This window comes from Helicobacter pylori (assembly GCF_014496485.1).
Lineage (GTDB): Bacteria > Campylobacterota > Campylobacteria > Campylobacterales > Helicobacteraceae > Helicobacter > Helicobacter pylori_DD.
In genome coordinates, this window is sequence record NZ_JACTAX010000008.1 from 13923 (window position 1) to 34636 (window position 20714).

Consider the following 20714-nt stretch of genomic DNA (forward strand, 5'->3'; position numbering starts at 1 on the left):
CTTTTCATGTTTTTAAGGAGTGTGATGATGAAAACGAACGAAGTGCAATTTTATGAAGTTTTAGAAAACCTTTTTATAGGCGTTAAGATTGAAGACCAGCAAGAAAGCCTTTTAGATCCTAGCCCTAAAGCGGTGAAAAATGGCATGATCAACCTCATGAAAGCTAAAAGCCAGTATTACCACCATAAAAAACAAGAATTAAAAAAACTCATTGATTCAAAATGCCAAGACAACAACGATCTCAAAGAAGAATTGTTTGACAAACTCTATAGCTTTTTCAAGCGTTATTTCAGCGCTAATGGAGGGATTTATTTCAACGACACGCCCCTTTATGACAGCCTTTATACTAAAAGCGGTTATGAAAAATGCTCCCTTAAAAAAGACACCGCTTTATTTTATAAAACTAAAGATCTCTATTACATGAAAAGCGAAACGATTTATAAGGATTTTTGCTTTGAATTAGAGGGCATTATTTTTAATTTTGACGCTTCTTTACTAGAAAGCAAAAAGTATAATGAAAAAGTGGATTTAGTCTTTGATTTAAAAAGTATAGTAAAAGATACAGACACAAAAACTAACACCCTGAATTTTAGCGTTACTCTTAGCAGTAAGGGGACTCAAACAAAAACGAATGAAATCCTAAAAGAATGCTCCAATCAAGGCGTCAAACTTGATGAAGAAGCGTTAAAAAAAGCGTTGGTGAAATTCAAAAAGCAAGGCAGCATGGATTATTTTATCCATAAAAACGCGCTAGGGTTTTTAAAAGAGCAGTTGGATTTGTATCTGTTTGAATACCTTTTTAAAGAAATGACTGCATTTGATGCTAAACGCCTTAATGAGATCAACACCATTAAAGAAGTGGCGTTGCAAGTGATTGTATTAGTGAGCGAATTTGAAAACGAACTTTGTAAGATTTGGAACAAACCCCGCTTTGTGTTGAACTCGCATTTCATCGTGAGCCTAGACAAACTCAAAGCTAAAAACTACGATTTGAATAAAATCACAACCCACCCAAACTACCCTAAACAAGTTAAAGAATGGCAAGACTTGAATTTAAAAACCACAGACAATCTTTTAGAAAACGAGTTCTTGCCCCTAGACACCCTTTATTTTAAAGATTTAGAAGAAGAGATTAAAAGCCAATTCAATGAAGATGAAATCAACGGCACGCTCATTAAAAGCGAAAACTACCAAGCCCTAAACTCTCTTAAAAACCGCTATAAAGAAGCCATTGATTGCATTTATATTGATCCGCCCTACAACACGCAAAACAACGAATTTGTTTATGCGGATAATTTCAAACGCTCCAGTTGGCTTTCTATGATGGAAAACCGCCTGGAGCTTGCGCATGCCTTATTAAATGATAAAGGCGCGATGTTTGTGAGCATTGATGACAACGAACAGGCTTATTGTAAAGCGCTCATGGACGAAGTCTTTAATGGGGGGGGGGGGGGTGATAACTTTGTAAATACGATTATTTGGGAAAAAAAGTATTCTCCACAAAATGATGCGAAATGGTTCTCTGATAATCACGATTTTATTTTACTATACGCCAAAGATAAAGGAATTTGGCGACCTAATTTATTACCACGCACAAGCGAGATGAATGCGCGCTATAAAAATTTAGATAACGATGAAAGGGGTGCGTGGAAACCTAGTGATTGTTTGGTAAAAACTTATATGGCGAGTTATGATTATCCTATCACTACACCAAGTGGAAAAGTTGTAACGCCACCAAAAGGGCGGTGTTGGATGACTTCAAAAGAAAATTTTCAAAAACTTGTAGATGATAATCGTATTTATTTTGGAAGAAATGGAGACAATGTTCCTAGTTTGAAACGCTTTTTAAGTGAAGTCAAGCAAGGCACAACACCTTTAACAATATGGAAATATACAGAAGTAGGACATAATCAAGACGCCACAAAACAATTGCTAGCTCTCTTTAATAATGTAAAACTTTTTGACACCCCCAAACCCGAAGCCCTACTCCAACGCATTTTAGAAATTTCCACAAAAGAAAACGATCTCGTGTTGGACTTTTTTGCCGGGAGCGGGACGACTTGTGCGGTGGCACACAAAATGAAAAGGAAGTATATCGGTATTGAAATGGGGGAGCATTTTGAGCGCGTGATTTTGCCTCGCCTTAAAAAGGTTATAGGTGGTTTTAAAAGCGGTGCGCTTAAAGAATTTAATAAAGGTGGGGTGGTGAAAGTTTATGCATTAGAAAGCTATGAAGAGATTTTAAGAAAAATCAAGTATGAAGACAACGACAAACCCTTAGCGTATGATGAACAATACAGCGATTTGGTGGAATGCAAAAACGAATCTTACACGCTCAATGTAGAAGCGCTAGAAAGCATGGGCGTGGATATTAAAGAGACTTTGGAAAATTTACACGGCGTTGGAGTGGAGTTTTTCAATGAAAAAATGGTGAAATTTAAAGGGAATGATAAAGAAGTAGAGATTTTAAAAGCCTTAAAAGAAGCGCTCATTTGGTAAGGAGAAAATCATGGCAAAGAAAAAAGATTTAACCACCGATAACGAAATTTTTGTCGCTCAAAAACTCGCTGAAGACGAATTGGACATTAACGAGATTAACGAGCCGTTAGAAATGCTAGGCTTTAAAAGCTTTGATAATAATAAGGAGCTTTTAGATTACCAACAGCAAGCTTTGATTAACGCTTTTAGAATGCTTATTGCTTATTTTAGGGATTTCAAAGAAAGTAAAAAAGAATTTTACGCATTTTATCAAAAGCATTATTCATTCGCTCATTGCGATTTCGCTAAAAAGAAACTCAATCCTTTGTTAAAGAGCCATTTTAAGGTGGAAAATCATTGCGTGCGTTTTGAAAATTTCATCAACCGATTAGCCTTTTACATGGCCACAGGGAGCGGTAAAACGATTGTCATTATCAAACTGGTAGAGCTTTTAAGCGTGGCTATAAGAATGGGTTTGATCCCTAAGAAAAATATCATGTTTTTTAGCGCGAACGAGCATTTAATCAAGCAATTTGAAAAAGAAATTGAAAAATACAACCGGGGTAAGGACTATTTTAAACAAATTGATTTCAAAAACCTTAAAAGCGTTAAGAATAAGGATTTTTACCACTCTCCAAAAGATTTTTTTCAAAAAATCATTCTTTTTTATTATCGCGCGGATTTAATGAGCGATGAAGAAAGCAAGGAAAACCTTTTAAATTATAAGGATTGTTGGGATAATGGGGAAAATTATGTGATTTTAGATGAAGCGCATAAGGGGAATAAGACTGAGAGCAAAAGACAGGCTATTTTTAGCCTGTTATCTCAAAAAGGGTTTTTATTCAATTTCAGCGCCACTTTCACCGAAGAGAGCGATCTCATCACTGCGGTGTATAATTTGAGCGTGGGCGAGTGGGTGAAGCTTGGCTATGGCAAAGAGTCTGTTTTATTGAAGAAAAACAATTTAAACGCTTTTAAGGAATTAAAAGATTTAAACGACAGGGAAAAAGAGATCGCTCTTTTAAAGGCGTTATTGCTTTTAGGCATGCAAAAACGCTATAAAATAGAAGGCTATTTTTACGACCCTTTAATGCTCGTGTTCACGCATTCTGTGAACGTGGAAAACAGCGATGCGGAAATCTTTTTTAAAACTTTAGCGCGCGTGATTGAAAATGACGATGGAAGCGATTTTTTAAAGGCTAAAGACGATTTATTGGAGGAATTAAAGGATCCGGAATTCCTTTTTAGCGATGATAGAGATAAAGACTATAAGATTAAGGTTTTTAAAGAAAGTTTAAACGATATGGATTTTAAAGGCTTAAAAGAAGCAGTTTTTTATGCCAGCAACGGGCATATTGAAGTCATCATTAACCCTAAAAACAACCAAGAAATCGCTTTCAAGCTCAACACGAGCGATAAAGTCTTTTGCCTGATTAGAATAGGCGATATTACAGAATGGATCCGTGAAAAATTAAAGAGCGTGAAGGTGGTGAGTAAGAATTTGAGCTTTAAAGAAGAGAGCTATTTCAGCCAGATTGATAAGAGCAGTATCAATATCTTAGTGGGGTCTCGCACTTTTGAAACCGGGTGGGATAGCACAAGGCCTAGCGTGATTTTATTTTTAAATATAGGGCTTGATGATGACGCTAAAAAGCTGGTGAAACAATCTTTTGGCAGGGGCGTAAGGATTGAAAGCGTCAAAAACCAACGCCAAAGGTTAGCGTATTTAGAAATAGATGAAGCTATTAAAAAAGATTTGAAACCAAACGCTGCAATGCTGGAAACGCTTTTTGTGATAGCGACTAAAAGCGAAAGCGTTAAGGCGATCCTTGATCTCAAAGAAGAAAGCTCTGATCCTTCATGGTGCGAAGTAGAATTAGAGAAAACGCCCATAGAGCATGCCTTGTTTGTGCCTTGCTACCAAGAAAAATCCATTAAAGCCACTGATTTACAAAGCGGTTCGTTTAAAATGAGTGAAAAAAATTTTAAGGATTTAAAAGAGTATTTTCATTTAATGAGTGAAAAGCATTTTATTTTAAAGCATGAAATTTATAACCCTAAAGATTACGAGCTGTTAAAAGACTTGATACAAACAAAGCGTTTTGAAATAGAATTAAACTGGCATTATAAAGATTTAGATAACTTGATTTCTATCCTTAAAAAGAGGCTATACCCCAATCAAAAAGTGCCTAAAGACGAGTTTAACGCCCTAGATAATGAGAAAATCGTGCATTTTAAAAGGGTTAAAGTTAAGGCAGATAAAAAAGAAAAATTGATTCAAACCATCCAAGAAGTGAAAGAGTATGCGCCTTTGGATAAAGAAACTCTAAGAATGAAAATCGCGCAAGGCGAGATCGACATTGATAATATAGATAAACACAAACAAGACAGAACATTCAAAGTTGATGAAGCAGAGCTGTTAAAACTCAAAGAGCATTACTACACCCCTTTAATTAAAGCCAAAAATTGCGATTGGCTTAAGCATGTGGTTAAAGTAAAGAGCGAGAGCGATTTTTTAGAAGAGTTGTTAAAGATTACAGAAACGCTTCAAGAAAACTATGATTTTTGGGCGTTCAGCAAGATTGATGAGCATTTAGACAATTTGTTTATTCCCTATATAGACAACGCTACAGAAAGGCACTTTTTCCCTGATTTTATCTTTTGGCTAGAAAAAGGCGGCACGCAGATCATTTGTTTCATTGACCCTAAAGAGAGCAAACACACTGATTACGAACATAAGGCAGATGCGTATCAACTTTTTAAAGATAAAATTTTTAACCCCAAAGACAATCCCAATCTCAAAATCAAAGTGGTTTTAAAATTTTATGGGGATAAGGATGGTGTGGGGGAGCGTTATAGGGATCTTTGGATTGAAAAAGGGAAACTAGAATATTTTTTTCTGGATTTAAAGGATTAGCCTGATTTCATTGAAAGGGGTTAAAAATCCGCTTGAATTAGCCTTGAATATAAGGCTAGTTTTTCACATCGCTCAAAAACACATGCCTTAAAAGTTTGGCTTCGCTTAAAAAAGCGTTTTTCAACACCGCGCTTTTATAAGTGTAATGATCTTCAATGCTTGAAACTTCGCCCACAAACACCCCCGCTCCAAAAATCCCATCCAGCCCGCTCGTTAGCACTTGATCGCCTATGTTGATTTCAGCGCTTGGGACAATGAAATCCACGATTAATTCTTGCCTAAAATTAGATCCTATGAAACCTAGCACTTGATTTTTGCCTATCATCACGCTATAAGCGCACCGCTTATGGGCGTTCAAAAACCCGTTCAAGCGCCCTTTTTCTAGCACGGCAATGCCTATGGCTTGATTGTGAGAGACAAGGCCATAAATCTTATTTTCTTCTAAATTTACAATAGGGTTGAGAGAAACACTGCGCGTGTCTTCTAAACTGATGAATGAAGTCATAAAAGTAGGGGTATAAGTCATTTTTGGATTTTCTAAAAGATAAACGCTGTTCAAACGCTCTTTCAAATCAGCGTTTTCTAGTTTTAAAGCTTCTAAAATCAAGCGTTCTTTTTGAAATTCCTTAATGTTTTGGGCTTGAAAAAAATACGCTTGAACGTTGTCTAATAAGCTGTTTTTAGTGCTCATCAAGGCGTTTTTAATCCGGTCGCTGATATAAGAAGAACTGCCTTTAATGTCTAAAAAATAAAAAATAAGAAAAATCCCTAAAAGCCAAAGGAATTTAAAATAAAAACGCATGCATTATTCGCTAAAACCCACACGGCTGAGTAAATCCAAATCTTGTATGGCTTCCCCTGTGCCTTTGGCTACCGCCAATAAAGGCTCATCGCCCACATACACAGGGAGTTTAACCATATCGCTTAAATACTTGTCTAAGCCTTTAATCAAAGCCCCACCGCCGGTAAGCACCACGCCATTTTGCACAATGTCTTTCGCTAAATCCGGCTTCACTTCTTCAAGCACGCTCCTTAAAGCGCTAGAGATTTCCCTCACCTGATCTTTAATGGCTTCAAACACATCATCAGAGCCCAATTCAATCGTGTGCAACAGCCCGCTCACTTGATCCCTCCCTGACACTTCCATCGTGAGAGGCGGATCCAATTTGATCGCGCACCCGATTTCAATCTTGATCTCTTCGCCGGTGCGCTCCCCTATCAACAGGTTGAATTTCTTACGGATGTATTCCACGATGCTTTGATCCAATTTATCCCCAGCCACTCTAATGCTTTTAGAAATGACTAACCCCCCAAGGCTGATCACGCCAATTTCAGTCGTGCCGCCGCCAATATCCACAATCAAACTCCCTTGCGGCTCTTTCACGGGTAAGCCTGCCCCGATCGCAGCTGCCATAGGCTCTTCAATCAAAAAGACTTCTCTAGCCCCCGCGCTTAAAGCGCTCTCTTTAACCGCATTCCTTTCCACGCTTGTCAGCCCATAAGGCACGCACACCATGATGCGCGGGCGAATCCATGTCTTTCGTTTGTGCGCTTTTTCAATAAAGTAGCGGATCATTTTAGCGGTAATGTCATAATCGGCGATCACGCCATCTTTCATGGGGCGAATCGCTCTGATGCTGTTAGGGGTTTTGCCTAGCATTTCTTTAGCCTCGCTCCCCACTGCCAAAATATCATAAGCTTTAGAATCAAACAATCCCATGCGCACCGCCACAATAGAAGGCTCATTGATAATAATGCCCTGCCCTTTGACTAACACGATCGTGTTAGCCGTGCCTAAATCTATGGCAATATCATGCGAAAACAAACCGATCAATTTGCTAAAAATCATGCCCTTTCTAATCCTTTATCGTTAAATTTATAAGCGTGTTCCTTAAGGAAGAATTTTAGAATGCGTTTTAGCAATGATCAAAGGTTCAGCCTGTTTTAAAACACAATCTTTGGTGATACGCACTTCCGATCCCTTAAGCTTGGGTAAATCAAACATAATATCCAAACAAAAATCTTCAATGATCGCCCTTAAGCCCCTAGCCCCGGTTTTTCTTTCTAATGCGAGTTGAGCGATTTCTTTAATGGCTTCTTCTTCAAAAATCAAATCCACTTCATCCATTTTGAAAAGTTGCTGGTATTGCTTGATGAGAGCGTTTTTAGGTTTTTGTAAAATATCCACCATCGCTTCCAAACTGATGCTATCTAGCGTGCTTAAAACCGGCAAACGGCCGATAAGCTCAGGGATAAGCCCGTAAGTTACCAAGTCATGGGTTTGGACTAAATGCAAGATCGCTTCTTGCTCTTTTTTGCTCATCTTTTCTTGAGTGAAACCCAACACATTCTGCGTGGTGCGTTTTTTAATGATTTCAGCTAGTCCGTCAAACGCTCCGGCGCAAATGAATAAAATATCGCTCGTGTCAATTTGAATGAAATTGCCCTCAGGGTGCTTTCTGCCGCCTTTGGGGGGGATATTCACTAAAGAACCTTCAACGATTTTTAACAACGCTTGCTGAACGCCCTCGCCAGAAACGTCTCTAGTGATGGAGCGGTTTTCTGACAAACGGCTGATTTTATCAATCTCATCAATAAACACAATGCCTTTTTGGGCTTTTTGGACATTCCAATCGCTCGCTTGCAACAATCTTGTAAGGATATTTTCCACATCTTCGCCCACATAACCCGCCTCAGTCAAGCTAGTCGCATCGCTAATGGCGATAGGAATATCCAAATGCTTGGCTAGAGTTTGCGCCATTAAAGTTTTGCCTGATCCTGTAGGGCCGATCAATAAAATATTAGACTTGCTCAACTCCACTTCTTCTAAATGTTCCAACTCCACATTGCTGTCTTGGTTGTCTTGTTTTTTGAGTTTTTCTTTAAAAGATAAGCGTTTGTAATGGTTATACACGGCTACGGAAAAAACCTTTTTAGCCTGCTCTTGGCCTATCACATAATTGTCTAAAACCGCCTTAAGCTCTTTAGGGGCTGGAATGTGAGAGAGTAAAAACTCTTCTTCATAAGCACTAGATTCCATTCTTCTCAATCGGTCTCTTTTGAGCGCTAATAAAGAATTGTCGTATTTGTGCAATTCCCCATGCATCACATCTATACAATATTCGCACACGCACACATCTTTATTGAGATTGCTCGCAAAAATAATGCGGCGTTTTTTGGGATCTCTGGATTCTGGTTTTTTGCAAAAACTGCAATAAAGCGTTTCGTTCATGTTATTCCTCTTGTTTTTCTTCGCTAGAATATTCGCTTGACTTATACGCCACGCCCCTAGAACTCTCTAAAATAAAAGAGCAAATCTCTTTCACAAAAGGGTTATTGGCATGCTCTTCTAATTCTAATTTAGCGTTCTCTCTTAAAGAGGGGACAGGGCGGAATAACCTCTTATAAAGCGCATAGATGAAATCAATATCCTTACTCTCTAGCAATTGGCGCATCCGGTGGCGGTTTAACCCCCTAATAAAAGCGCGATTTCCCTCTACGGTGCAATAAGGCGGCACATCTTTGCCTAAAGCGCTCTTACCGGCTATCATGCACCCTTTAGCGATACGCACAAACTGATGGATTGCGGTGAGACCGCCAATATTGACATAATCGCCTATTTCAATATGCCCTGCTAAAGTTACGCCATTAGCCAAAATACAATGACTGCCAATCACGCAATCATGGGCGACATGCACGTAAGCCATGAGCAGGTTTTTATCCCCAATAAGGGTTTTTTTAATCCCCCCTTCAGTGCCGGGATTTATCATGCAAAATTCACGAATAAGGTTGTCTTCTCCAACAATCAGCTCGCTGTATTCGCCCTTGTATTTTAAATCTTGAGGCTGTGTGCCTAGCACGGCAAAAGGGAAAATTTCGGTGTTTTTCCCAATGAAAGTATGCCCTTGTAAGGTTACATTGTTATGGAGTTTCACGCCATCATCTAGTTTGACGCCATCCCCAATCACGCAAAATTCCCCAATCTCTACGCCCTTATTAATCTCTGCTTTAGGAGAGATAATGGCTGTTTTTGCAATTTTACTCATTTTCTAATCTCTCTCTGCGATCATGGCTTTTAATTCGGCTTCAGCGACCACTTTGCCATCCACTTGAGCCGTGCCGCCCACTTGCCAGATCATGCCCTTATGCTTTAAGACTTCTAAATGGTATTCTAATCTGTCGCCTGGGGTTACAGGAATGCGGAATTTAACCTTATCAATCGTCATGAAATACACGATTTTTGTTTTGGCTATTTCAGGGTCAAACCCCCACAAGCTAGTGAAGGCTAAAAACCCTCCGCTTTGCGCCATGCCCTCTACGATCAAAACGCCCGGGAAAATGGGCTTATTGGGAAAATGCCCGTTAAACACGTCTTCATTAAAAGTGATATTCTTATAAGCGACAATTTTTTGATTGGCTTGTAACTCTATAATTCTATCCACTAATAGCATGGGATAGCGGTGAGGTAAAATCTGTAAGATATGCTCTATAAAAAATTGAGATTGTAAGTTTTGATGGCTTTGTTCCATAAAATAAACTCCTTGTTTTGGATTCAATTAAAGCGCTATTTTTAGCGTTGGTTATTCTAAAAAATAACCGCTATTATACCATAAGAAAACCGCTCGCTTGCATTTGCAAAAACACCGATGCATTGCGCCATAAGCTTAAAGAAACGCTTTATTCAAAAACCACTCATGCACCGCTCATGCATCATTCATGCGTGTGGCTTAGAATATTCTCTCTTAAATGGTAGTGTGGGTATTTGTTAGAATCCAAAACCACTTGCCCCATGAGCTGCTTGTCCAAATTGAAAATTAAAGGGGCTAAATAATTCACGGTGGAAAGCTCAATGGGGGTTTGAACGACCATGATATTAGCGACTAGAACGCTCTTGGCCCCCTCTAATTCTAAAAGGATTTTTAAGGGGGTAGGCACTTCAAATTCGTATTTTCTTAAAGCAAAGGGATTGACCAGCGTGAAAGACACGACAGAATTGTCTTCTGCACTATTCAAACGCAAAAAGATTTCATCAACCTTTTGCAAGTGCATTTTATGAATGGTTTCAAACCCTAAGATAGGCGCTTTCACATCAAAAATCATAGGCGATTGCATTCCCTTTAAAAAAGCACAAAATCTTCTCCTTAAAGAATAAAAGACCGCCTTAAAACCAGCGCTCAATGATTTCTAAACTAAAAACTCTGTATTATATCAAACAATTTTGGTAAAATCAATTTTTGCTAGTTTTGGGTATAATCCCAATAACTTAACCATGATGGAAGTTTAACTGAACAATTATAAAATATAATAAGGAGTAAGAAATGATCAAAATAAAACCACAAATCAAGAAAAATAATTCCAGTAAATCTCATTTTAGCACTGGGTGGAACGTTTTTGGTGTGGCTGGGCTTGATTTGGAGAAATGGTGCTGACATTATTTGGTGGGAACAAGAAAGATAAGAAAAATAACCATGAGTTATTCAAAAATTTAATTAAGACAGGTGGCATGCGTTTAAAACATTTTAAAACTTTCCTTTTTATCACAATGGCGATTATTGTGATAGGCACCGGTTGTGCGAACAAAAAGAAAAAAAAAGACGAATACAACAAACCAGCGATCTTTTGGTATCAAGGGATTTTGAGAGAAATCCTTTTTGCTAATTTAGAAACAGCAGACAATTACTATTCTTCCTTACAGAGCGAACACATCAATTCCCCCCTTGTCCCAGAAGCGATGCTGGCTTTAGGGCAAGCGCACATGAAAAAGAAAGAGTATGTTTTAGCGTCTTTTTACTTTGATGAATACATCAAGCGCTTTGGGACTAAGGACAATGTGGATTATTTGACTTTTTTGAAATTGCAATCGCATTATTACGCTTTCAAAAACCATTCTAAAGACCAGGAATTTATCTCTAATTCTATTGTGAGTTTGGGCGAATTTATAGAAAAATACCCTAACAGCCGTTACCGCCCCTATGTGGAATACATGCAAATCAAATTCATTTTAGGGCAAAATGAGCTCAATCGCGCGATCGCGAATGTCTATAAAAAACGCCACAAGCCTGAGGGCGTGAAACGCTATTTAGAAAGGATAGATGAGACTTTAGAAAAAGAGACTAAACCCAAACCATCGCACATGCCTTGGTATGTGTTAATTTTTGATTGGTAGGATATTTCAAAACCATACAAATTTATAACAGAGAGATGAAAAATGACTGAAGATTTTCCTAAAATTCTGCCTTTATTGGTAGAAGAAGACACTTTTTTATACCCCTTTATGATAGCCCCTATTTTCTTACAAAATAACGCGAGCATCAAGGCAGCAGCTTACGCTAAAAACAATAAATCGTTAGTCTTTATTGCATGCCAAAAAGACAAATTGAACGACAATGAAGCCCCTTATTATGATGTGGGGGTGATTGGATCGGTGATGCGTGAAGCCAACATGCCTAATGGGCGCGTGAAATTGCTCTTTAATGGCATCGCTAAGGGGCGTATTTTAGAGCCTGCTAAAGAAAACGAGCAAGGCTTTTTGGAAGCTCAAATAAGCCCTATTGAATATTTAGAATACGATAAAGAAAACATTCAGGCTATCGTGGAAGTGTTAAAAGAAAAAGTGATCACTCTAGCGAATGTCAGCTCGCTCTTCCCCCCAGATCTGATCAAAGCCTTAGAAGACAATGACGATCCTAACCGCATCGCTGATTTAATCGCAGCGGCCTTGCATTTAAAAAAAGATCAAGCGTATTCTCTTTTTGCCAACAACAACACCGAGCAGCGCTTGTTGGATTTGATTGATATTGTGATAGAAGAAACTAAAACCCAAAAGCTCCAAAAAGAAATCAAATCCAAAGTCCATCAAAAAATGGAGCAAACCAATAAGGAATATTTCTTAAAAGAGCAGCTCAAACAAATCCAAAAAGAGCTTGGCACAGACAAACAGCGAGATGAAGATTTAAACCAATACTACCAAAAACTAGAAAGCATCAAGCCTTTTTTGAAAGAAGAAGCGTTTAAGGAAATCAAAAAGCAAATTGACCGACTGAGCCGAACCCATGCGGACAGCTCTGATAGCGCGACTTTACAAAATTATATTGAAACCATGTTAGATGTGCCTTTTGGGCAATATGGGAAAAAAGCGCTTGACATTAAGCATGTGAGAGAACAACTAGACAAGGATCATTATTCCTTAAAAAGGCCTAAAGAGCGTATTGTAGAATACTTTGCCACCATGCAGCTTTTAGAAATGCGCCGCAAGAAAAAGCCAGAAAAAAAAGACAAAACTAAAGGCACGATTTTATGCTTTTATGGGCCTCCTGGCGTGGGTAAAACGAGTTTGGCTAATTCCATTGCTAAAGCGATAGAGCGCCCTTTAGTTCGGATCGCTTTAGGGGGATTAGAAGATGTGAATGAATTAAGAGGGCACAGACGCACTTACATAGGCTCCATGCCTGGGCGTATTGTCCAAGGGCTCATTGAAGCCAAAAAGATGAATCCAGTCATGGTTTTAGATGAAATTGATAAGGTGGATAGAAGCGTTAGGGGCGATCCAGCGAGTGCTTTATTAGAGATCTTAGACCCTGAGCAAAATATCGCTTTTAGGGATCATTATGCGAATTTTAGCATTGATTTATCGCAAGTGATTTTTATCGCTACCGCTAATAATATTGACAGGATCCCAGCTCCTTTAAGAGACAGAATGGAATTTATCAGCGTGTCCAGCTACACGCCTAGCGAAAAAGAAGAGATCGCTAAAAACTACCTCATCCCCCAAGAATTAGAAAAGCACGCCTTAAAGCCTAGCGAAGTGGATATTAGCCATGAGTGTTTGAAACTCATTATTGAAAAATACACCAGAGAAGCTGGCGTTAGGGATTTACGAAGACAGATCGCAACGATTATGCGCAAAGCGGCTTTAAAATACCTAGAAGATAACCCGCACAAAAAAGGGCGAACCAAAAAAAGCGAAGATCAAAAAAGCGAAAATCAAAAAGGCGAGAACAAAGATTTCTGCGTCTCTATCACGCCTAACAACCTTAAAGAGTATTTAGAACGCATGGTGTTTGAAATTGACCCCATAGATGGAGAAAATAAAATCGGTATCGTCAATGGTTTGGCATGGACTCCAGTGGGCGGTGATGTGCTTAAAATTGAAGCGCTTAAGATTAGAGGCAAGGGGGAATTAAAACTCACCGGGAGTTTAGGCGATGTGATGAAAGAATCCGCTCTCATCGCTTTTTCTGTTGTCAAAGCCTTATTGGATAACGAAACCTTAAAAGCGCCTAAAATCCCTAGCGAGACCGATGCAGAAAATAAGAAAAAGAAAAAAGTGCTGAAAGTTTATAACGCTTACGATTTGCACTTGCATGTCCCTGAGGGGGCTACGCCTAAAGACGGCCCGAGCGCTGGGATCGCTATGGCGAGCGTGATGGCGAGCATTTTGTGCGATAGGGCTACAAGAAGCGAAGTGGCAATGACGGGCGAATTGACTTTGAGTGGGGAAGTTTTACCCATAGGAGGGTTGAAAGAAAAGTTGATCGCCGCTTTTAAAGCCGGCATTAAAACCGCTCTCATTCCTGTCAAAAATTACGAAAGGGATTTGGACGAGATCCCTGCTGAAGTGCGAGAGAATTTAAACATCGTTGCGGTGAAAAACATCGCTGAAGTGTTAGAAAAAACCTTACTTTAGAAGTTGGCATGAAAGCAGGCATTATTGGTTTAGGGCTTATGGGGGGCAGTTTAGGGCTAGCCCTGCAAGAATGGGGGCGTTTTAAAAGCGTTATAGGCTATGATCACAACGCCTTGCATGCCAAATTGGCTTTGACTTTGGGGCTTGTAGATGAGTGCGTGGGATTTGAAAAGATTTTAGAATGCGATGTGATTTTTCTGGCCATTCCGGTTGAGGGCATCATTGAATGTTTGAAAAAAATGACTCCCATTAAAAAAAGCGCAACCATTATTGATTTAGGGGGGGCAAAAGTGCAAATCCTTCACAATGTCCCTAAAAGCATCCGTCAAAATTTCATCGCCGCGCACCCCATGTGCGGGACAGAGTTTTATGGCCCTAAAGCGAGCGTTAAGGGGCTGTATGAAAACGCTTTGGTGATATTGTGCGATTTGGAAGATTCAGGGACTGAACAAGTGGAAATCGCTAAAGAAATCTTTCTAGGCATTAAAGCGCGCTTGATTAAGATGAAATCTAGCGAGCATGACACCCATGTGGCTTATATCAGCCATTTACCCCATGTTTTGAGCTACGCTCTAGCCAATAGCGTTTTAAAGCAAAACGACCCAGAGATGATTTTATCTTTAGCGGGTGGGGGTTTTAGGGATATGAGCCGTTTGTCTAAAAGCTCGCCTTTAATGTGGAAAGATATTTTCAAACAAAACCGAGACAATGTCTTAGAAGCGATTGAAAAATGCGAAAAAGAAATCGCGCAAGCTAAGGCTTGGATAGAAAATAACGATTATGAAAGCCTTGCAGAATGGATGGCGCAAGCGAACAAACTCCAGGAGTTCATGTAAAATAATTTAAAATTTTGTATATTGTTGTTTTTAGGGCAATACGGAAAAAATAATATAAATTCCGTAATGAGAAGTAAAACATGAGGAATAAACTCTTATAGTTATTGATCTTAAACACCGAATTGTTTGCTGGTATTCTTAACCTAACAGATGTTATAGCAGAGATTGTAAAAAGTATTTGTAGAAAGGGGTATTTTTGGATTGTTTTTATGGATTATAGGCTGTTTCATATGGATAGTATGGATTTACCCAGCAAATCAGCAAACAACTATAAGAGATTATCTTAAACCCGGATCTATTGTTGTGTTTGCCATAATTGTAATAATAATTCATCTCATTTCTCCAACGCCTATAAAACCCTTATCGCTTCCAACAAAAAACCAGTTTTAAGCCATTTAGAAATTTGATTTCTCAAAACCTTTATCCAAAATACCGGTGTTTTTACGGGTATTTTATATTGGTATTTTAAGGGCAGTTTTTAATATTTCTTAGAATTATTCATGTATTTGGGTAATTCATTCAATTCAGCGTTTTTATTGTTCTTAAAAACCACTTGTTTTTCAACTCGCTCGTATTCTTTACAATCTTTTCTCATTTCTTGTAAGGGATATTTTTGGTTGTCATTAGGGATATAAAAGCATTCGCTTTTAGCGTTTTCATAGCTATCCGTTAGGCTTATATCATAGTGGTACCAAAATCCGCTAGGGATAGCGATATTTTTAGAGCTAAAAGTCCTATAACCTTGTTTGATGATGGTGAGTTCTTCTACTAAGACTTGATGGTATTTCCTGGCTAAATTACGGCCCTCTTTTTCCACCAATAAAACAGAATGCCTGTTGGTGTTTTTGGCTTCAGGGGTGATATTAGTCATTCTGTAAGTCTCTCTTAAAGGATTAGAGGCAAAATCAAAAGAAGCGTCATTCGCCACAAAATGCCCCCTATCAAAACCGCTTCTTGTGTAATCTTGTGTCGTGGCTTGTTGGTATTTGGCTAATCGTGTGTCCGTTTTAAACTCATAGCGTTTTTCAATATTATTTTTATCCACTAAATCCCCAAACAACACGCTCACGCCATAAATAGGGTTTTTTAACTCGCTAGAATAACACACCGAATAGAAGTTATTTTTTAAGACCTTGCAATCAATGTTAGTGAGCATGCCATTAGCGTTGTGAGTGGGATTGTGGTTTTTAGTAGGATTAGCGCTATTGACTTGATCCTTGATTTCATTAAGTTTTTTAGCGGTGTAGCTGTTAATAGCCTTAGTGAAATTATCCAACATGTCCGCTTGGAGCCAACTCATAGCGATCAGGCTAAAACAGAGTAGGTTTTTAAAGGTTTTCATGTTTTGCTCCTTGTTGGTTGGCTTGAATACTACAACAATATTTTTAATCGTTTATTTTTACCCACTAAATAGGCGTAGCGTTTTGATGCGTTAAATCGCGCATTGAATGATCAAATTTAAGAATAAAAAATTTCATTGTATTTTTTAGTGATCCCATCTATCCCCCATGCGTCTTCGTCAATATCGCCCAAGTTCAAATAGTCTTCGTTAGCGTCTAAAGAAGCGCAACATTTTCTTTTTTGCTCGTTTAAATCTAAATTTTGGAACTCTTCGCTATGGATTTCATCCATCTTATTATCGGCGCGTTTTAAAAAACGCTCGTTAAGATCGTTAAAGATTTTTAGGCATTCGCTCGCGCTTTTAGCGTTAAGGATTTGTTTTTTAATTCCTGAATTCACTTCTTTTAATTCAGCATAGACAAAACTCCCGCCCCCTTTAAAACCGCATTTTTTAGAAATGCCCCCTTGCTCGCCCTCTATGACTTTTTTTAACCTTTCTTTAGTGATAGTTTCTATATAGTCCATTTGCTCGATGCCAATGTAGCGGCGTTTCATTTTGTGCGCCACCGCGCAAGTCGTCCCGCTCCCAGCGAAAAAATCAAGCACTAAATCGTTTTCGTTGGTAGAAAAATTTAAAATATCCATAATTAATGCTTCTGGTTTTGAATAAGTAAAATTTAATTGCATTTCTTTTATGTGTCTGTTGGATTGCGTATTTGAGTGTTTTTCAATAAGTGCCATAGGCTGTAAAGTGCGTGGTTTAATATTTCCGTCATTATCACAATTCAAATATTGCTTGGTGTAAATATTCCATTCGCCATTAGAATTTTCTTTTATTTCTATAAAATCATTTTTTAAACCCCACTCTAATTTTTCCTTACTCCATCTCCATCCCCAATCCTTAATCCTTGCCTTGCCGTTCTGTCTGTCTAACCATTGATCATAATCTCCGCCCGCATAAAATGTTTTTCCCTCTAATTCTATGGGATAATCTAGCGATTTAACCCACCCTAAACTTCCTGAGTCTAATTTGATTAACTGATATTTTCCTCTTGTATTTTCATGTTTATCGCTACATTTATAACGATCAATGTCTTCAACGGCTTGTCCGTAAATAATAGTCTGCTCTTTATTTTTAGCGAAACAATGGATATATTCGTGTTTTTGTCTAAAATGCTTGCTATCGCTTTTCCCACCCCCTTCCTTGTTAGCCCAAATAATACTCGCCACAAAATTCTCCCTAAGAAAAATCTCATCCATTAAAACTTTTAAATAAGCCTGTTCGTTATCGTCGCATTGCACAAAAATCACGCCATCATCGCTTAAAAATTCCCTAGCCGCTTCAAGCCTGTTTTTCATAAACACTAGCCAAGAGCTGTGGTTAAAATTATCGTTGTAATTAAAGCTGTCATTACCCGTATTATAAGGGGGGTCAATGTAGATGCATTTCACTTTTTTAGCGAATTTCTTTTTTAAAGAATGGAGAGCGATCAAGTTATTGCCTTTGATAAGGTAGTTTGTGTTCTTGTCTTTTAAAGCGCTTTCTAAATCGCCTTCTCCATGCATTTCAAAATTACACAGTGCTTTTTTCTTTAAAAGCGTGTCAATTTCTTTTTTATGCAGTATTTCATGGTAAAAACACTCTTTAGATTTGGTGCTGCTATCTTTAGCGTTACCGAGTAAAACATTGTCTTTAAAAGGGAAATTCAAAACGACGGATCCGCTGGATTTGATAAAGCCCCCTTGTGAAAATAAGCCTATTTTATTTTTAAATCGCGTGAAAGAGCGATCCAATTCTTTTATTTCTAAACATTCCAATAACGCCTTTTCATTGAATACGAGCGAATTAGCGATCGTTTTAAAAAAGTGTTTTTTATAGTCGTTAGCGTTTTCATGCTCAAGCATGAAAGTTAAAAGCTTTTCATCATGTCCTATGATTAAAGTGACTAAGCGCTCTTTAGTGAAATGATTAATTAAAGCATCTAGTAGGGTTTTGAGTGGGGTTTTTAACATTTGGAGTCCTTAAAAGTTTGATTGAAAGCTTCAACAAATTCTGCGTTTAGCGTTCTGTTGTTGTTTGTGAGCGTGAAAAAAGGCAAGCCTTTTAAATGGAGTTTTTTGTTATGGCTTTTAAGCGTGGCGTTTTCTAGCGTTTCTAAAAATTCTTTTTTCCAAGCGTTAGAAGGCTCTAAATGTTCGCCTTTAGCTTCCATGTAACAAGTGAAGCCTAAAAATTCATTCTCATGCGTTTGGGCAAAAAGGATAAAATCCGGCTCAAAACCTTGCGCGTAAAAAGGGCCTTCTATATTGCAAAAAACTTTTAATTCAGCGAAATGATCGTTCCTTAAAACGCACCATTCTTTGAATTTCTTGTCTAAAATCTCTTTATGGTCGTTGATAAAACCTAAAAACTCCCTTTCTAAATCGCTGTCCAGTTTCCTCATGTCCTTAAAAAGCAGCCATTCATAGGAGGGAATGTCTTTTTCCCATTCGCTAGCGCTAAGGCTTTTATTATGCGTTTCAAATTCTTTTAATTCTAACGCGCTCACATCGTATTTATCTTGCTCTTTTAAAAGCGTGTCTTTTAAGTTTCCAATGATATAAACAGCGAGTTTTAAAAGGATTTCGTTGTCATCAAACTTTTGGTTTTTATGGAAGTTTGTTTTCAATGGAGAGATGTATTGCTCTATAAATCCCACTTTATTGTTAAAGGCATGTTTTTTAAAGGCTTTTTTAAGCGTTTTGAAATCCAGGTTTTTTAAATTAAGGGCTTTTAAAAAATAGTTTATAGGGATTTTATCTAAGATATAGGGTTTATAATAAGTTTTATCGCCTTTATTTTCTTCTTTAAAATCCACTTTCTTTTCACGCACATTAAAGCCAAATAAGGGGACATGCAAGCTTTTGAGTGTGGCTTCAACAGGGTCTGTATAGTCCATATTAAATAAGTTTTTGTTTTTATCTTTTGTGTTGCTCGCATAGTAGCATTTGAAACGCTTGGTGGGTGTTAAAGGGATAGTCTGTTTTTCATTTACAAATCCTAACCCTGAAATTTGTAACTTTTCGTTTAATTTAGCGATAAACTCGCTGTCATAAATGGCATGGTAGTCTAATCTCTCTAGTGCGCTTAAGGGGTTAAAAAGATCGAATTTGCGTTGGTAAAATTCTATGCGGCTTGGCTTGAAATCGTTATAGCTAAAGGGGTAGTATCTCGCCCCTCGCCCTATGAGCTGGGCGTCTTTAATGGTGTCTTTTTGATTCGCTTTATTTTTAAGCCTGACAATGTCAAACAAATTCAACACATCCCAGCCTTCATTGAGCTTATCCACGCTAAAAATCACTCTTTTAGGGTTGTCTCTGTCTTCTAGGGAGTTCAATAAAAGCATGCCCTTTTCTAATTCTTTTTCGTTATTGGTGTTAATCTGGGCGCTTTTTTTGAATTTCGTTTGCAAGAATGCCACAAGGTTAGGGGTGTAATTTCGCTCATCAAAAAAGCTTTTAGCGGCTTTAAAAAAATCGTTGCGGCTGTAATGGAAAAAATTTTCTAAATCTAAAGGGCTTAAATTTTCTAAAAAAGTATTGAAGCGCTCTTGATTTTTTTTTACTCTCTTCAATCCTTTCGCTTTTAAACAAAATACAGGGTTTAAAGTTTTCAATATTGTGGTGTTGGGCTAGTAATTCTTTATACAAACTGGAAACGCATGCCCCTAAAAAGCGCGTTTCTAATTCTTTATTTTCATAAGAAAGGGAGTAGATGTTTTTGCAAAATTTATCTTCGCTAAATTCTTTTAAGGTGTAAGTTGCCACCTTTAAGTTTTCGTATTTGTCTTTAACGCTTTTTTCTTTAGGAATAGTGGCGCTAAATTCCAGCAATAAATTGTCTTTATTTTGTTCTAGGGCTAATTTCACCACGCTTTCCCAGTTGCGTTTTTCACTAGCCTCACTATCATTTAATTTCTTTTTAGTTTCTGTGTTTAAGTGGTGCGCTTCATCCGCTAAAAAAACTAATTTTTGATCTTTTAAATCCTCTAGGGTGATAGCGTTTTCTTTAGCTTTAGTGAATAATGAAAACAAGCCTTGAATGGTGCTAAAATAAATGTTGATAGCGTTGTTATGACTCTCGTTTAAATTATTGATGCTTTTAATTTCTATGTTTTCATCATTGATATTGATATTCTCGCTAAAAAGGTATTTTGATGAAACGCTGTCTGTAAAATTAAGCTTGGTTTTTTCTAAAATACTGGTGCTATTCACAAAAAAAATAAAATTTTGATAGCCTTGCTTGCAGCATTCTAAAATCAAACCCGCCATCACCAAGGTTTTACCGCTACCGGTGGCCATTTCAAACATGAAATGCTTTTGAGTTGGGTTAAATTGGCGTTTTTCTAAATAATTATATATCGCTTGCTTTTGGTAATCTCTAAGCTCTTTTTTTAAATTACTGGTGATGTGGGTG

General features: G+C 37.9%; 14 protein-coding genes and 1 pseudogene. 6 read left to right on the forward strand and 9 right to left on the reverse strand.

What is annotated here, in order from left to right:
* Positions 1-27 precede the first annotated feature (27 nt).
* Both IC572_RS05290 and IC572_RS05295 read left to right on the forward strand, forming a co-directional pair.
* Positions 28-2499, forward strand: a complete 2472-nt coding sequence (locus IC572_RS05290) for a site-specific DNA-methyltransferase (protein WP_187855327.1) — start codon at positions 28-30, stop codon at positions 2497-2499.
* A gap of 10 nt (positions 2500-2509) precedes the next feature.
* Entirely contained in the window at positions 2510-5395 is a 2886-nt protein-coding gene (locus IC572_RS05295) for a DEAD/DEAH box helicase family protein (protein WP_187855297.1), read from the forward strand.
* Positions 5396-5450: 55 nt separating this feature from the next.
* Here IC572_RS05295 and mreC read toward each other — a convergent pair whose 3' ends face one another.
* Genes mreC through fabZ form a run of 5 tightly spaced genes read right to left on the reverse strand, consistent with a single transcriptional unit; the run spans position 5451 to position 9924 of the window.
* Positions 5451-6197 (reverse strand): rod shape-determining protein MreC, encoded by a 747-nt coding sequence (gene mreC, locus IC572_RS05300; protein WP_187855298.1) that lies wholly within the window; start codon positions 6195-6197, stop codon positions 5451-5453.
* Between the two features lie 3 nt (positions 6198-6200).
* Complete coding sequence (locus IC572_RS05305; RefSeq protein WP_187855299.1) at positions 6201-7244, reverse strand: rod shape-determining protein; 1044 nt, start codon at positions 7242-7244, stop codon at positions 6201-6203.
* A 42-nt stretch (positions 7245-7286) separates the two neighbouring features.
* The gene (clpX, locus tag IC572_RS05310) at positions 7287-8627 is read right to left on the reverse strand and encodes an ATP-dependent protease ATP-binding subunit ClpX (RefSeq protein WP_003017290.1); all 1341 of its coding nucleotides are present in this window, start codon (positions 8625-8627) and stop codon (positions 7287-7289) included.
* A gap of 1 nt (position 8628) precedes the next feature.
* A complete protein-coding gene (lpxA, locus tag IC572_RS05315; RefSeq protein ID WP_187855300.1) occupies positions 8629-9441 on the reverse strand; it encodes an acyl-ACP--UDP-N-acetylglucosamine O-acyltransferase in 813 nt (270 codons plus the stop codon).
* 3 nt (positions 9442-9444) lie between these two features.
* Positions 9445-9924 carry a 3-hydroxyacyl-ACP dehydratase FabZ gene (gene fabZ / locus IC572_RS05320; protein WP_000438070.1) on the reverse strand — a complete coding sequence of 160 codons (480 nt, stop codon included), beginning with the start codon at positions 9922-9924 and terminating at the stop codon, positions 9445-9447.
* Positions 9925-9971: 47 nt separating this feature from the next.
* Here fabZ and IC572_RS07935 point away from each other — a divergent pair, with 47 nt between their 5' ends.
* Entirely contained in the window at positions 9972-10148 is a 177-nt protein-coding gene (locus IC572_RS07935) for a flavoprotein oxidoreductase (RefSeq protein ID WP_310790661.1), read from the forward strand.
* Here the strand turns inward: IC572_RS07935 and fliW are convergent.
* Positions 10106-10495: a flagellar assembly protein FliW gene (gene fliW / locus IC572_RS05325; RefSeq protein ID WP_001861714.1), complete on the reverse strand. Its 390-nt coding sequence runs from the start codon at positions 10493-10495 to the stop codon at positions 10106-10108. The two genes, IC572_RS07935 and fliW, sit on opposite strands and share 43 nt — an antisense overlap.
* A 403-nt stretch (positions 10496-10898) precedes the next feature.
* Between fliW and IC572_RS05335 the strand changes: the two genes are divergently transcribed.
* Genes IC572_RS05335 through IC572_RS05345 form a run of 3 tightly spaced genes read left to right on the forward strand, consistent with a single transcriptional unit; the run spans position 10899 to position 14917 of the window.
* Entirely contained in the window at positions 10899-11561 is a 663-nt protein-coding gene (locus IC572_RS05335) for an outer membrane protein assembly factor BamD (RefSeq protein ID WP_001237316.1), read from the forward strand.
* Positions 11562-11603: 42 nt separating this feature from the next.
* Complete coding sequence (lon, locus tag IC572_RS05340; protein ID WP_187855301.1) at positions 11604-14081, forward strand: endopeptidase La; 2478 nt, start codon at positions 11604-11606, stop codon at positions 14079-14081.
* Between the two features lie 8 nt (positions 14082-14089).
* Positions 14090-14917: a prephenate dehydrogenase gene (locus IC572_RS05345; RefSeq protein ID WP_187855302.1), complete on the forward strand. Its 828-nt coding sequence runs from the start codon at positions 14090-14092 to the stop codon at positions 14915-14917.
* Positions 14918-15395: 478 nt separating this feature from the next.
* Here the strand turns inward: IC572_RS05345 and IC572_RS05350 are convergent, their stop codons facing one another.
* The 3 genes and pseudogenes from IC572_RS05350 to IC572_RS05360 all read right to left on the reverse strand — a co-directional run bounded on the left by IC572_RS05350 (position 15396) and on the right by IC572_RS05360 (position 20659).
* A complete protein-coding gene (locus tag IC572_RS05350) occupies positions 15396-16217 on the reverse strand; it encodes a DNA/RNA non-specific endonuclease (protein ID WP_232261147.1) in 822 nt (273 codons plus the stop codon).
* 158 nt (positions 16218-16375) lie between these two features.
* Positions 16376-18271: a site-specific DNA-methyltransferase gene (locus IC572_RS05355; RefSeq protein WP_187855304.1), complete on the reverse strand. Its 1896-nt coding sequence runs from the start codon at positions 18269-18271 to the stop codon at positions 16376-16378.
* Positions 18265-20659, reverse strand: a pseudogene (locus tag IC572_RS05360) (DEAD/DEAH box helicase family protein). Before IC572_RS05360 ends, IC572_RS05355 begins: the two are co-directional and overlap by 7 nt.
* Positions 20660-20714 lie beyond the last annotated feature (55 nt).

Excerpts from the sequence above, each read along its gene's own strand:
- IC572_RS05355 (WP_187855304.1), bottom strand. The coding sequence starts at position 18,271 with ATGTTAAAAACCCCACTCAAAACCCTACTAGATGCTTTAATTAATCAT.
- lon (WP_187855301.1), top strand. The coding sequence starts at position 11,604 with ATGACTGAAGATTTTCCTAAAATTCTGCCTTTATTGGTAGAAGAAGAC.
- clpX (WP_003017290.1), bottom strand. The coding sequence starts at position 8,627 with ATGAACGAAACGCTTTATTGCAGTTTTTGCAAAAAACCAGAATCCAGA.
- mreC (WP_187855298.1), bottom strand. The coding sequence starts at position 6,197 with ATGCGTTTTTATTTTAAATTCCTTTGGCTTTTAGGGATTTTTCTTATT.
- fliW (WP_001861714.1), bottom strand. The coding sequence starts at position 10,495 with ATGATTTTTGATGTGAAAGCGCCTATCTTAGGGTTTGAAACCATTCAT.
- IC572_RS05350 (WP_232261147.1), bottom strand. The coding sequence starts at position 16,217 with ATGAGTTGGCTCCAAGCGGACATGTTGGATAATTTCACTAAGGCTATT.
- lpxA (WP_187855300.1), bottom strand. The coding sequence starts at position 9,441 with ATGAGTAAAATTGCAAAAACAGCCATTATCTCTCCTAAAGCAGAGATT.
- IC572_RS05295 (WP_187855297.1), top strand. The coding sequence starts at position 2,510 with ATGGCAAAGAAAAAAGATTTAACCACCGATAACGAAATTTTTGTCGCT.
- IC572_RS05305 (WP_187855299.1), bottom strand. The coding sequence starts at position 7,244 with ATGATTTTTAGCAAATTGATCGGTTTGTTTTCGCATGATATTGCCATA.
- IC572_RS05345 (WP_187855302.1), top strand. The coding sequence starts at position 14,090 with ATGAAAGCAGGCATTATTGGTTTAGGGCTTATGGGGGGCAGTTTAGGG.
- IC572_RS05290 (WP_187855327.1), top strand. The coding sequence starts at position 28 with ATGAAAACGAACGAAGTGCAATTTTATGAAGTTTTAGAAAACCTTTTT.
- fabZ (WP_000438070.1), bottom strand. The coding sequence starts at position 9,924 with ATGGAACAAAGCCATCAAAACTTACAATCTCAATTTTTTATAGAGCAT.
- IC572_RS05335 (WP_001237316.1), top strand. The coding sequence starts at position 10,899 with ATGCGTTTAAAACATTTTAAAACTTTCCTTTTTATCACAATGGCGATT.